General features: G+C 55.4%; 11 protein-coding genes. 10 read left to right on the forward strand and 1 reads right to left on the reverse strand.

What is annotated here, in order from left to right; genetic code table 11:
* Positions 1-79 precede the first annotated feature (79 nt).
* The 4 genes from VA599_RS16795 (at position 80) to VA599_RS16810 (ending at position 7,081) form a co-directional block, all read left to right on the forward strand.
* On the forward strand, positions 80-2,980 hold the full coding sequence (locus VA599_RS16795; protein WP_346789638.1) for a type VI secretion system Vgr family protein: 2,901 nt from the start codon (positions 80-82) through the stop codon (positions 2,978-2,980).
* Positions 2,977-4,947: a phospholipase D-like domain-containing protein gene (locus tag VA599_RS16800; RefSeq protein WP_053073535.1), complete on the forward strand. Its 1,971-nt coding sequence runs from the start codon at positions 2,977-2,979 to the stop codon at positions 4,945-4,947. Before VA599_RS16795 ends, VA599_RS16800 begins: the two co-directional genes overlap by 4 nt.
* A gap of 3 nt (positions 4,948-4,950) precedes the next feature.
* A complete protein-coding gene (locus VA599_RS16805) occupies positions 4,951-6,237 on the forward strand; it encodes an SEL1-like repeat protein (RefSeq protein WP_346789640.1) in 1,287 nt (428 codons plus the stop codon).
* Positions 6,238-6,322: 85 nt separating this feature from the next.
* Positions 6,323-7,081 carry a hypothetical protein gene (locus tag VA599_RS16810; protein ID WP_346789642.1) on the forward strand — a complete coding sequence of 253 codons (759 nt, stop codon included), beginning with the start codon at positions 6,323-6,325 and terminating at the stop codon, positions 7,079-7,081.
* Positions 7,082-7,132: 51 nt separating this feature from the next.
* Here the strand turns inward: VA599_RS16810 and VA599_RS16815 are convergent, their stop codons facing one another.
* Positions 7,133-7,441: an H-NS histone family protein gene (locus tag VA599_RS16815; RefSeq protein ID WP_346789643.1), complete on the reverse strand. Its 309-nt coding sequence runs from the start codon at positions 7,439-7,441 to the stop codon at positions 7,133-7,135.
* A 141-nt stretch (positions 7,442-7,582) separates the two neighbouring features.
* Here VA599_RS16815 and VA599_RS16820 point away from each other — a divergent pair, with 141 nt between their 5' ends.
* The 6 genes from VA599_RS16820 to VA599_RS16840 all read left to right on the forward strand — a co-directional run bounded on the left by VA599_RS16820 (position 7,583) and on the right by VA599_RS16840 (position 12,613).
* The gene (locus VA599_RS16820; protein WP_346789645.1) at positions 7,583-8,293 is read left to right on the forward strand and encodes a hypothetical protein; all 711 of its coding nucleotides are present in this window, start codon (positions 7,583-7,585) and stop codon (positions 8,291-8,293) included.
* A 309-nt stretch (positions 8,294-8,602) separates the two neighbouring features.
* Complete coding sequence (locus VA599_RS24200; RefSeq protein ID WP_429838827.1) at positions 8,603-8,827, forward strand: helix-turn-helix transcriptional regulator; 225 nt, start codon at positions 8,603-8,605, stop codon at positions 8,825-8,827.
* Positions 8,828-9,273: 446 nt separating this feature from the next.
* Positions 9,274-10,467 carry a YagK/YfjJ domain-containing protein gene (locus VA599_RS16825; protein ID WP_346789647.1) on the forward strand — a complete coding sequence of 398 codons (1,194 nt, stop codon included), beginning with the start codon at positions 9,274-9,276 and terminating at the stop codon, positions 10,465-10,467.
* Between the two features lie 1,230 nt (positions 10,468-11,697).
* Positions 11,698-11,928: a hypothetical protein gene (locus tag VA599_RS16830; protein WP_152526943.1), complete on the forward strand. Its 231-nt coding sequence runs from the start codon at positions 11,698-11,700 to the stop codon at positions 11,926-11,928.
* Between the two features lie 90 nt (positions 11,929-12,018).
* The gene (locus VA599_RS16835) at positions 12,019-12,225 is read left to right on the forward strand and encodes a hypothetical protein (RefSeq protein ID WP_346789650.1); all 207 of its coding nucleotides are present in this window, start codon (positions 12,019-12,021) and stop codon (positions 12,223-12,225) included.
* Positions 12,226-12,307: 82 nt separating this feature from the next.
* Positions 12,308-12,613, forward strand: a complete 306-nt coding sequence (locus VA599_RS16840) for a hypothetical protein (RefSeq protein WP_161627418.1) — start codon at positions 12,308-12,310, stop codon at positions 12,611-12,613.

Below are 12,613 nucleotides of genomic sequence, written 5' to 3' on the forward strand. Positions count from 1 at the left end.
CACTGCTTCATAAAATTCTAATTTTCACCTTTGTTTAATGGCATACCCTCGGCAGAGGGTATTTTTGTTTGGATTCCTGATGGACCTAAACGTACTGCTCGCCAGCTTCGCCTCCGCCTTCAATCAAGAACAACGGCTGCTCACGCTGGCGCTGGGCAGCCGCCAGATCGCCTCCGAACAGCTGCTGCCGTTGAGCCTAGATGGCGAAGAAGGCGTATCCAAGCCTTACCGCTACACGCTGACCTGCCTGTCGCCGGATGGCAATATCGAGCTCAAGACTCTGCTGGGCCAGCCCGCTCGCATCGGTATCCAGGACGCCGATGGCGACGAAACCATCCGTTGCGGCGTCGTAAGCCAGGCTAGGCTGGCGGGATCGGATGGGGGCTTTGCCAAGTATGAGCTGACCATCGAGCCGCCGTTTGCCCTGCTGCGCCACCGTAAGACCTCCCGCGTATTCCAGGACCTGTCGGTCCCAGACATCGTCAAGCAGATCCTCTCAGAGCATCAAGCCGCCAATCCAGCCTTCGCCCGTGTGCAGACGCTGGACATCCAGGTCAAACCCACCCAACCCCGCAGCTACGCACTGCAATATCGCGAGAGCGATTTCGATTTCATCGTCAGGCTGCTCCACGAGGAGGGCTACGCGTGGCGTTTCCTTCACCTGGATGACGATGGACCACAAGTGGAACTGGCCATCTTTGATGATGCCCACAGCCTGCCGGGTTCCAAGCTGGGACGGGTGCGCTTCCACCGCAGTGATGCCACCGAAGAGGAGGATGGTCTTACCGGCTGGGAAGCCGCACGCCAGATCGTGCCTGGAGCCGTGGCGTTGGCCAGCTACGATTACAAGCCGGTCTACACTCAGCAGAGCGGCGACCAAAGCCGTATCGACCAAGGACAAGCCGGCCAGTCTTTGCAAAGCAGCCTGACGCACTACGACGCGCCAGGGCTGTATTACGCTAGTGACGAGGAACAACTGGGCCAATACGCCGCGCTACGGCAGCAGGCCAATGACTTTCAAGCGAAGTCTTTCAGCGGCACGGGCTCGGTGCGCGGCCTATTGCCGGGCGAATGGTTCCGTCTGGACGAACACCCTGCTCACGATAGCGATGCACCAGCAAGCCGCGAATTTGTCGTCACCGGACAAACCTTCCAAGCCCGCAACAACCTGCCAACCGACTTGGCGCAACATATCGGCGCGGAACAGAATGCCGCTCCTTTCACTACCTCAATCCAGACCCAGCGCCGCGGCATCCCGCTAACGCCAGTCTATGCTGGCACCGCGCACGCCAAACCGACCAGCCAGGGCACTCAAACCGCAACCGTGGTGGGTCCTGCCGGCGAAGAAGTGCATACCGACGAGCAAGGCCGCGTCAAAGTGCAATTCCACTGGCAGCGGCAGGAAGAACACCCCTCCATCGGCGCAGGCATGGACGACAAGTCTTCCTGCTGGCTGCGCGTGGCGATGCCGTCGGCCGGCGCGGCATGGGGCCACCAGTTCATCCCGCGCATCGGCCAGGAAGTGCTGGTCAATTTCATTGAGGGTGATATCGACCGGCCCTTGATTACCGGCGTGCTGTACAACGGCAGCCATCCACCGCCGGACTTCAGCGGCGCCGGCAGCCTGCCGGCCAACAAGACGCTATCCGGGATCAAATCGAAAGAACACCAGGGCGGCAGCTACAACGAGTTGCTGTTCGACGACACGCCGGGCGAGGTGCGCGCCAAGCTTTCCAGCGAACCGGGCAAGACACAGCTGAATCAGGGCTTCCTGACTCAACCCAGAAGCAACGGCAAGGCCCAGCCGCGCGGCGAAGGCTTTGAACTGCGCACCGATAACCACGGCGCTATTCGCGCCGCGCACGGTCTGTTGCTGTCCACCGAGGCGCAGAATGGCGCAGGCGGCAAGCAACTGGCGCGCGAGCATGCGCAGAATCAGCTGCAATCCGCAGTGGCCTTGAGCCAGGCGCTGGCCGAAACCGCCACAGGCCAACTGGCCGATACCATGGAAACCGGCCCAGATGGGATCGGCGAGGACAACGCCAAAGCTGGCAAGAAAGCCAAGGGCCACATGCAGCATCAATTGGATGCCCTGGCCGCTTGGGAAGCTGGCAGCAATACCGACAAAGACGGCAAGACAGCGAAAGATCAGGCTGGCCAGCAACCGCAATTGGTTTTGTCCGGCCCCGCCGGCATCGCCAGCCTGACCGAGCAGAGCCAAACGCTGGCTGCAGGCGCCAACCTCAACCTCGTCGCCCAACGCGATGCCAACCACACTACCGGCCGGCGCTGGATTCACAACGTGGGCAAGCACATCAGCCTGTTCGTCGCCGGGGTGAAAGACAAAGCGGCGATGAAGCTGATTGCCGCCAAGGGCAAAGTGCAGATTCTGGCGCAAAGCGATGCGATGGAGTGGACGGCGGACAAGGATGTCACCATCACTTCCTGCAAGGACAGCATCACCATCGCGGCCAAGGAGGAAATCCTGCTCAATGTGGGCGGCGGTGCCTACATCCGTCTCGCGGGCGGCAACATCGAGCTGCATTGCCCCGGCACGGTCAGCGTCAAGGGCGCTGAGCATAATCTGAGCGGACCCGACAAGATGACCGTGGCGCATCCGGCCTTCCCGAAAAGCATCCCGAAGCAGAACATCGGCTTGAAAGTGAATCATAGCTTTGTCGAGGGTGACCATGCCGTCCCCGGTATGCCCTTCAAGCTGTATGCCGATGGTGCGATGATCAAGCAAGGGGTGTTGGACGAGAGCGGGCACATCCCGGTGGAACATAGCGTGCTGACTCAGAAATACACGATGGAGCTGGCCAACGGGCTGAAGCGCCATTTCAACATGGTACCGTCGTATGCCAAGCCGACGCATGACGAGCTAGCCAATGGCGGCATCAATCATGGCGAACAATCCGGCAAGCTGGATCAGTACCAAGACTTTTTCGGGCCGAACCGCGGCGATGGAGAACAGGCATGAGTCAGCCTTTGGCCAAGCATAAACCGCGTCAACACAATGTCGACCCCTCCCAGCATCAGACCACCCGAACCTCCACCCCCTGGTTCCTGGCCGATAACAATCCTCCCGGCTACAAGCCGGAATTTCACGAAGTGAACGCCACCTTCGAGCCGCTGATCAACGGGGAACGAGCGTTCGGCGCCATATACGACGCCATTCTGGCCGCCAAATACAGTGTGGACATCGTCTGCTGGGGCTTTCAGCCCTCGATGTATTTCAAGCGCGGCGCAGGCGCACCACCGATCCAGTACTATTTGCAGCAACCCCAGTTGCCGCCGCTGACCGCAGATAACATCGACAAAATCGCCGATGACATGGCCGGCAAGCTGCCATTCACCCGGCGCAAGCTGCATCCCAAAGACAAGATCATGCCCATAGGCGAGCTGCTGGAAATGAAGTCGCTGGAGGGTGTCAAGGTCCGGATTCTGACCTGGAATGACCCGATTTCTCAGATCCCCGAGGTGATGAACCCCGGTTATAACGTGAAGCGCGGCGATAACGAGAACTTCCTGCAGGAGTGTTACGATATCGGCTGGCATCAGGACATTCGCGCGAATAAAAACATCCAGTTCCGCACGCGGCATTTCGACGATATCGACAAGAATGCCTACATTTTGCCGAATCTGGTACGCAATGGCGCATCAACAATGCATGCGGCCGCCACGTCCAAATTCCCCAGCCATCACCAAAAAACCGTGCTGATCGATTATGAGCATCCGGAGAGCGCCTTGGGCTTTGTCATGGGGCACAACATGCTGGATGCCTACTGGGACCGGGACGACCACCACTACGTGCAACAGGAGCCGCATCTGGGCCGCAACGGCGCGACCGCCCGGCATGACATTTCCAGTCGGCTGACCGGCCCGGTGCTGGTGCACATCAACCATAATTTCGTGGCGGGCTGGGACAAGGCGACCGGCGAGAATCTGACTGGCAAGCGCGCGCACCTGGAGTTGAAGCATTTCACGCCTAGGCCAAGCCTGGGCTCACGGGCCATGGCGCAGATTGCCCGCACGCAAAGCCAGACCCGGCCCAAGGGCAAGGTGAAGGACGAGCTCACGGTGCAGGATATCAAGCACCTGTACCTGAATGCCGTCAATCATGCCTGCCAGTACATCTATATCGAAAACCAGTATTTCCGCTGGGTGAACTTTGCCGAAGCCACCAAGCAGGCGGTCAAGAACCAGTTGGCCTTTGGCCGCGATCCCGGCCAGCATGGTCCCGTGTACTTGATGGTCGTGACCAACGACAATGCGGAAGGCATGGGCCTGGGGGTCAAGAACACCTACAAGATGCTGGATGCCCTAGGCAAGCGCAGTCAGATGCCGACACTGGCGCGCAGCAGCATCAACGAGCAGGTCAAGCAGGCGGAGCGGGAGGTGCAGATCGGTGAAAACCAGAATGCCAAACGCACCAGCCAGCCCCTGAGCGATCTGCCGGAACGGCGCAAGAAACTGGCCGCGTTGAAGCAGGAGCAGGCCGAGGCCAACCAGGGCAAGTTCGTCGAGGGCGAGATTCCCGGCCTGAAGACCCATGTTTGTTCCTTGGTTTCCATGACCGGCTACCAGCCTGGCCAGCCCTGGCAGTACGTTTATATCCACGCCAAGTTGATGATGATCGACGACACCTTCATGACCCTGGGCTCAGCCAACATCAATCTGCGCAGCATGGTGTGCGACAGCGAGATCAATGTCTGCCATTGCCAGCCGGAAATCACCCGTGCAGCACGGCAGCACCTGTGGAATATGCATACCGTGGGCCAGGGCAATACAGCGGATGCCACCAAGCCGAAGCAGCTTGCGGCTGTATATCAGCAATGGGATAAAATTATGAATAAGAATGCTGACCGCCGAAAAGTCAAACAGCCACCCATAGCCCCGCTGGTCAAATTCAGCAACGACACCAGTAGCACCAAGGACCTGGACTAAACAATGCGTCTCGCCTGGCTCGTCTTACCTTTGCTGTTGGCCGCCTGCGGCCACAAGGATACACCGATGGAACACCAACCCGATCTCAAGGCGGTGCAGGCCAAGCTGGCCTTCAGCTGCGTGCATGAAGCGGATCACTTGCCCAAGCTGAACCCGGATGCGGACCAGCTATTCCAGTATGCCCGCTGGCTGCAACTGCAGTACCAGCCGAAACTACTGCCCGAAGCCGGTCGGCTGTACCGCATCGCCGCCGCCCATGGCCACTACAAGGCCAACAACAACCTGCAACGGATGGTGGGCAAGGGCGAAGTGGCCTCTCCCGATGCCGTCAATGAAGTGCTGGACCTGAATGAGCAACTGGTGGCGGACAATATTTCCAATGGTTATTACCTGACCGGTCACTACCTGCAAATCGGCTATGGCTACGATCAGGACAATGAGAAGGCGCTGATGTATTTCCGCAAGGCGGCGGACCTGGGCAGTGCCGATGCCCAAGCCTATGTCGGCGACCTGCTGAACACGCCCGAATTAGCGCGCGAGATCGGGAGGCAGATGCTGCGTTGCGCCATGGAGCAAGGTCATGCCAAAGCAGCGTATCAATTGGGGATATCTTTGGATGTTGACAAGCATTATCCCGAATCGCTGTACGCTTATCAGCAGGCGGTGAAAGCGGGGCATTCTGGTAGTGCATTAGGGTTGCGGGATGCATTTGACCCAGAAAAAAGCAAGAGCGAGAGCGATCTAAATTATCTAAACGTTCAACCAGACCCCGAGCGCGTGAGGCGCTACGACGCTATCTGGACCTTGTTGAACCACTACGACGGCCGCAACCCTAAGGTGCCCGACATCGACAAGATCGTGCCCTTGCCACCGGCCAAATTGCCGCCATGGGATGGCACGTTCGAGTGGGAAAAAGAATGGAAGGCGAATACGCCGCCGGCCAAACCCGACGAAAAACTGGTGGTGAAACTGGCCAAGGCCAAGAACCTGGACCCGGCCACCGGCCTGCCCAAGACCGAGTTGCCCAAGCCGCAGACTCCGCCGAAGATCAAGCTGGGCTACGCGGCGCCAAGTCAGGCGACTTGCCCGCAAAGTGGAGTATGGTGCGCCGAGCTGTCGGCTCACGCCATGGCCAGCGTGAGCCGGCATTTCATCGCGGGAGAGCGCTTCCCGGCCATCCCGGTGCCGCAACGGTTGAGCTGGCTGGATCGCCTGCGCGGCAAACCGGATCAACTGGAGGCAGCGGTAACGTGGACGCTGCAAAGCTACGAGAAAGAAGCGCAGGGTTGATCGTCATCGCGCCGATCACAGCCCGTGAAGAATGAATAGCCAAGCAGGGTCAGCCAGACAGGGATGCCCCGCTTCCAGAGGATGAATGATTGTCACCGTCGCGTGTTCTTCTGACATGCCAGCCTGCCTGCGGGTAGGCTGGCATTTTATTTCCCGTATGAAACAAGAGAAGCTACCATCCCCGTCTAATGACTGGCCCATAACAGTTAACGATGCAATTGGCGCCTGGTTTCACGTTGCATCCTCAACCGCCGAAGACAAGCTGGCGGTGGTGCGTAACGTGGCTTTGGCTTGGGGTGGTGAGTGCTTGTCAGACATCTATCGCCATAGTCGCATCCCACTTCGGTTTCGTTGCGCTGATGGCCATATCTTCACCCGTACCGCCAGCAAGCTGGTCAAAGGCTACTTTTGCTCGGTCTGCAACGGACCAAGGGCAAAAAAATTACAGCAGTGGCAAGTCTGGGCGAGCCGGCAGGGCTGGACTTGCCTGTCTGAACATTACGTCAGCAGTTGTACGCCTCTTCACTGGCGCTGTGAGCATGGCCATGAATGGATGGCTACGCCCAATGCGCTTCGGATAACGCCTGGCTGCCCTCGTTGCCATGGGCGCCGACGACGTCACTCCATCACTGCTATGCAAACGCTAGCCAAGGCCCGTGGTGGAGCCTGCTTGTCTTCTGAATATATCAATACTCATCACAAGCTGGCTTGGGTCTGCCATCGTGGCCATCATTGGATGGCGACCCCTAACAGCGCTATACGGGGACACTGGTGCAAGCAGTGCGACATCATCGAGCGGATTGGTAAGCGCTATAAAAAAAGGCTCAAATATGAGCCTGGTTAATCCTGCCTGGCATCATTCCTTCGCAACAGAATGAGTCTTGCGATGTTGCGATTAAATAGCCAGCTCTTCCAGCGTCTTGCCTTGATCCAGCAGTTCTTGCACCCACAGCGGCTTGCGACCGCGTCCAGACCATGTTTGCGACGCATCGGTAGGATGGCGATACTTCGCCTCTACAGGCTTCTTAGCCTTGCTTTCAGCCTGCTTAAACAAGTCATCCAAAGACAAACCATGAGCTTTAGCCAGCTCAAGGATCTTGCTCTTCGCTTCAGCCTTTTCAGCCTTCTCGCGTTGACCAATTTCCGCTTGAACCTGTGCAAGAAGATCTTTCAATTCAACAAAACTCAGTGCTTGCAAATCCATGCCATACTCCTAGTGATGAAGTGCACCATTTAATCGAATCATTTCATACGGGTCAAGAGAGTATTGTGTATTTAATTTGTTTTTATCGAAATCATAGGTTGCTGTTACAATTGGGGAGGCTCTACTGTACTTGAAAGGGGAATGAAAGTGCTGTTTTCTGATGTCACACCACGGGAAGAGTTGACGGTTAATGAAGTTGCTGCTGATATTTTATCACGATGCCTTGATTTTCATCATCAAGTCTGGCCAGAGAGGCTTGAAGAGTGCGCTAAGTTTGAAAAAGTATATATTGATCACCTGATGGAGGTTGAAGTATCAGGGGATCGTGCATTGCAAGATATTCAAGAGCAAGCCAGAAGTGGCGTTATTGAAGAAATTAGCACTCAAGGCGCGTTATTTGTCATCACACAAAGTTATGCGATAGAGGCTATTCAGGCCTATGCCGAGGGGAATGAGTTGTTAGCTAAGGGGCTTCTTCTTGATGCTTGCTTTTGGTGCGGTAACATGTGGGGGTCATTGGGGGCGGGTAAGGCAATTACGCAGTCAGCTAAGAGTGCACGCAGTAAGGTTGCTTCTAATGCAGCAATAAAAAAGGCTGCAAAATTTGAACCGTTACGCAATGAGGTTTATCAGTACGTTAGAGGGAATGGCCCCTGGAAATCTATGCTCAAAGCGGCAGAGACAATTTCAGAGAAGTCTAGTGATAAAAATGCGGGACTTCCTCTGCTATTTAAAGTAACTGCCGAAAAGCGTAAAAAGTATCCTGATTATGAATATCCGGTTTCAAGTATTTATAAGTGGATCAGGGAAATGCCGGGTACGGATGCTTTATTTAATGAGCAGGTTCGATAGTTTACCTGCAAGCAGCGCACTGTAGAAGATTGAAAATGCCAGGGCATTGTGAATTGATGCTCCTGGCACTGCTATGGTCTGTACTTGAGAGTTGCTTGCATCTTTCCAAGGTGTCAAACGCATGAACTCCCTCCATCTGCTTAGGCAGTCCTTTGTTGGATGCTAGTGCTGAATTAAAAAATCAATTAAATCAATGAAGTAGGATTCTCTGCAAAAATAAAATATTTATTTGCTAGCAGAAATCAGCAGGCTTGGTTGGAGGTGGCTATCGTTCGGTCATCGATTCCAACAGTGACCCAGGAGGTCCAAATGACTGCTGTTACCCCTTCCCTGAACACGATCATCTTGCGCTGCAAGGAGGTTGTGTCCCGTCTCAAATTGTCCCGTTCCACGGTATACGACAAGCTGGACCCGAACTCCCCCCGATATGACCCGCGCTTCCCGAAGCCTATCCGTCTTGGTCCTAAGGCCATCGGTTGGTTGGAGCACGAGCTAGAGGCTTATCTGCAAGAGTGCCAGCGGGCATGCCGTTGATCTAGCCATGACGCATCTTATCGCGACCGTCCCGCTTCCCATATCAGTTGTGATCAGTTGTATTTTTTTACCACCGAATGGTATTGGCTAGGTGGGTAAGTAGACGCGCAGGTGAACGGTGAGCCCCTCTGAAGGGCAAACTCGGATAATTTTTAAACCTTTGATTTTATAAGTGAAGAACTAGTTTTCCGATGCCGAAGAATCAATTTAAATGGCATGACGGCCTGGATTGCAGCTACTGCGAGTGGGTCTGTGCATAGCTTTTCCTGGCTTTGACATTGGAACTAATTCTTTCATCCATCAGCAAGGAAAAAGCATCGGTATGGCTGGCTTTTGGCCTAGAAAGTGCCCGGCTAGCCCGCTTTGCGGGTGTGTGACGACGGTGTAGTGAATGTTATCTATTTGTTATCAGTATTATGTTTAATAAACAAGATCAAGAGATAGGTATGGATAATCTTAAGAAAAAGAACGATGTAAGTATCAATCACCACAATGACATTATGCACATGGTCGGTTACATATGTGATGAGGATGGGGATGCTTTGAACTATATCTCGCCACAAATAGTGGATAGTGTCGATAAGATCAGGCTTCTTATAAGTGCAGCGCTTGCTGCCATTAAATCAAAAAATAATCAATTCAAGGCAGAAAAAAGAAAATACAAATTTTCTAAGCTTGTTTGCAAAGAAAAAATGGAATATAGGGAGAATAAAAGTTTTGCTCCACCTAGGCCGGAGGATTATTTTCTAAGAGAGTCTCCTCTTGGGAATACGATTCGTATCGTGCTTAATTTGCTATCCAGTCCAGAGTACCGAAAATTTTTAGATGGTCTTGCCTTGGAGGCTGAAATTTCTACGTTTATCCGAGTTGCGTATGATTCTGGGATTGTTGATCAATTGCAGGCTCATCGTGAAGGGAATGCCATGTGTGCACAGAAGCTTGTCAAGAAATTAAATGATTTTGTCGATCAGGTAAGAGCAGCAGCAAAGACAAAAGAGTTCAAGCTAGCGGAAAGCTCAAATAATCGTCGAGTTAATAAAAACACCAAAAGTGTAGAGAAATTTCTGGCTTGGTCTTTTGAATGCCACTCTCGCTTATTGGTGATACGTCTTGATCTCGGCTATCGCAAGCCAGATGGGATGGCGCAAGGTGAGTTTGCTCGTCATATTCCAGAAGAGCGTGCCAAGAAAGACTTGGAAGTGTTCCTGAAGAAGAATGCACCTCATGGTCTCTTCACGCACATGGTTGGCTACGTGGTGAAGATGGAAATGGCGCCATATAAGGGCCTGCACTTCCATGTGCTGATGTTGTTCGATGGCCGTCACCATCGCGAAGACATCACGATTGCGGCGACGCTGGGCCAGTACTGGGTCGAGATTACTGGTCGGGATGGGTTGTTCTTTAATTGCAACCAGAAGTGGCACGGTAAGCCACAGTGCGCCGTAGGAATGATCCATCGTGATGATCAAGAGAAGCGCACGGCGCTGAAGGAGCGGGTGGTGCCATACCTGACCAAGATGGACCGCTATTTCCAGTTCTTGCCGAGGCTGACTGATCGGACTTTGCGGCGCAGTCCGATCAGGCGGGCATCCCTGCCAAAGGGGAATCACGGTTCTGCAGAGGTTACAGGGGTGGTGTAATCAATTGGGGGGGCAGGGCAATGGAAGGATCCTGCTCCCGAACGTTGGAGAGGGTGTGATGGCAAAGACTAACGCAGAACGGCAAGCCGCATTTCGGGAACGGAATGCTGGGGATGGCAAGCGACTGAGCATGATGGTAACGGGAGAGGCAAAGCAGGTGTTGGAACAGTTGGCGAGACGTTGGGATGTGTCGCAGCGGGTGGCATTCGAACGATTGATGGATGAGGCCAAGAAGAAGGAGCTTGTGCCTTCTGGGGCAATCGTTGTGTCGACACAGTTACCGCCTACAGCTGTAGCGGAGACTGGCGGAGGGGGGCAAAAAAAAGATGCCGCAATGGTCAGTAGCCCTCGAAAGGATTCGTTGTGTAGCTTGGCGGAGATACTCGCTCGGTATTGGAATACTAGTCATACACAAAGTTGTTAAGCAGACCGGTGAGTCGTGACCCTGGCCACTAGGCTAGGAGGTTTAAAATTACCGCTGCAGAATAGCCTATAGGGATGGACACTCCGTCTTTGAGCATGTTCGAGCGATATGTCTAAGGTACACACTTAGGTACACATTAAAGTTTTATATCTAAAAAAATTGAATGAATTCAATTGTGTAATGGTTGTTATCAACATTCTGCATCGAAGTAGACCCCGAATCCCGCCGCGTCCCTGCGACGCCCGTACGCAAAGCCCCGCCAGCCGGGGCTTTTTTCATTCCAGTTGTCCTTGTGATTTATATATCTAAAAATATCATATTGCTAATTTTGATATTCACAGTTGACATAAAAAGGCCGGCTAAATACTATGGGTTTCAATAAATGACGTGAGTATAAAAATGCAGATAGAAATCAATTTAAATAATTAATTAATTGATATATATCGATATTTTTCCCTCCGTTTCAGAGCGATATCAATTCCGGGAAATATTTTTATCTGAACGCGATGGAGCCAGACGACATTTTTCCGGCCGGCGCGCGCGGCTTGTTCCGGCGCGAGGTTTTCGAGCGAAAGACGGCCGCGGAACCGGAGCCGGAGCCTTTCGAGCCAAAGTGGCGAGTATGCCTGGCGGCCTCGCTGGTGACGGCGCTGCTGGTAGCGGGCCTGGCGATGCTGGACCAAGCGCGGCAGTACCGCTTGTGCGGGCAGCGCGACGGCGATAACGGGGCGAGCGAGCCATTTTTTGTCACATTTTATGCCAATGGCAAATCTGCGGCGGGGGTGGCGCCGGGTCGGGCGATGCGCATGCGTTACCACCAGGGCATGTCCCCGCCTTCGCCGCCGCTTGTCGGCGTGGTCGTCGACGTCAGACAAGGCCGGCCCGATCCGCGGCAGGCAGGGGTCTGCTTGCGGCGCTGGCAGGACGGCGGGGCAGACTACCGGATACGGGTGCGCCTGCCGCCGGGCGGCTTCGGCGCCGGGGCCGGCGGCTGGGTCAGCGGCGTGCCGGAGGCCGGCCCCGCCTTCCCGGGCTGAGCCTGATCGGTCGCAGCAGGATTTCGGCCATTCGGCCGGGCGGTAACGGCCTTCCGCAGACAAGGCTGATTCAACTGAAGGAAGTAGAGCATGGCAATCCGTGAAGTTTCGATACAGCAACTGGAAGACATCTCCGGCGCCGGCGCCGGCTGCCAAGACCTGGTCAGCGGTTTCTACGGCGGCCTGGGCGGCGTGCTGGGCGCGGCCGGCGGCCCCGCCGGCGCAGTGCTGGGCGCCACGGCCGGCGCCGGCGTCGGCGGCTGGGTGGGCCGTCGCTTGTGCAGCTATCTGGACTGATGCGCGCCGGCTAGCGCGGCTCGCTCCGGCTGGCGCCGGAGCGGCCGCGCGGCCGTATCGGAAATGCCAACGGAGGATGTCCATGTACTGGTCTGTACAACAATTGCTGGCCGCCAAGGTCGAGTCCGAACAGGAGCGGGACAGCCTCGCCCGCGCGCTGCGCCGCCGCGACGGCCTGGGCATGGCGTTGAGGGTGGTCGGCGCGATGGCCGGCGTCGTCCTGCTGGGACTGTTGCTGGACCGCTTGCAGTGGTCGCCGGGCGAGGCCGAGAGATGGCTGTTGCAGGTGCCGGCGGTGCTGCTGTGGCTGAAGCTGGCCGACCTGGCCTATCTGAACCTACTGCTGCCGCGCAGGTTGTGGCGCTTTCGCAAGCGGGACGCGGCGTGA

It is taken from the genome of Chromobacterium indicum, from assembly GCF_039708975.1.
GTDB lineage: Bacteria > Pseudomonadota > Gammaproteobacteria > Burkholderiales > Chromobacteriaceae > Chromobacterium > Chromobacterium piscinae.

Bases quoted from the DNA above. Each gene is read 5' to 3' on its own strand.
- VA599_RS16830 (WP_152526943.1), top strand. From the start codon at position 11,698: ATGCGTTACCACCAGGGCATGTCCCCGCCTTCGCCGCCGCTTGTCGGC.
- VA599_RS16835 (WP_346789650.1), top strand. From the start codon at position 12,019: ATGGCAATCCGTGAAGTTTCGATACAGCAACTGGAAGACATCTCCGGC.
- VA599_RS16820 (WP_346789645.1), top strand. From the start codon at position 7,583: ATGAAAGTGCTGTTTTCTGATGTCACACCACGGGAAGAGTTGACGGTT.
- VA599_RS16805 (WP_346789640.1), top strand. From the start codon at position 4,951: ATGCGTCTCGCCTGGCTCGTCTTACCTTTGCTGTTGGCCGCCTGCGGC.
- VA599_RS16795 (WP_346789638.1), top strand. From the start codon at position 80: ATGGACCTAAACGTACTGCTCGCCAGCTTCGCCTCCGCCTTCAATCAA.
- VA599_RS16810 (WP_346789642.1), top strand. From the start codon at position 6,323: ATGATTGTCACCGTCGCGTGTTCTTCTGACATGCCAGCCTGCCTGCGG.
- VA599_RS16815 (WP_346789643.1), bottom strand. From the start codon at position 7,441: ATGGATTTGCAAGCACTGAGTTTTGTTGAATTGAAAGATCTTCTTGCA.
- VA599_RS16800 (WP_053073535.1), top strand. From the start codon at position 2,977: ATGAGTCAGCCTTTGGCCAAGCATAAACCGCGTCAACACAATGTCGAC.
- VA599_RS24200 (WP_429838827.1), top strand. From the start codon at position 8,603: ATGACTGCTGTTACCCCTTCCCTGAACACGATCATCTTGCGCTGCAAG.
- VA599_RS16825 (WP_346789647.1), top strand. From the start codon at position 9,274: ATGGATAATCTTAAGAAAAAGAACGATGTAAGTATCAATCACCACAAT.
- VA599_RS16840 (WP_161627418.1), top strand. From the start codon at position 12,308: ATGTACTGGTCTGTACAACAATTGCTGGCCGCCAAGGTCGAGTCCGAA.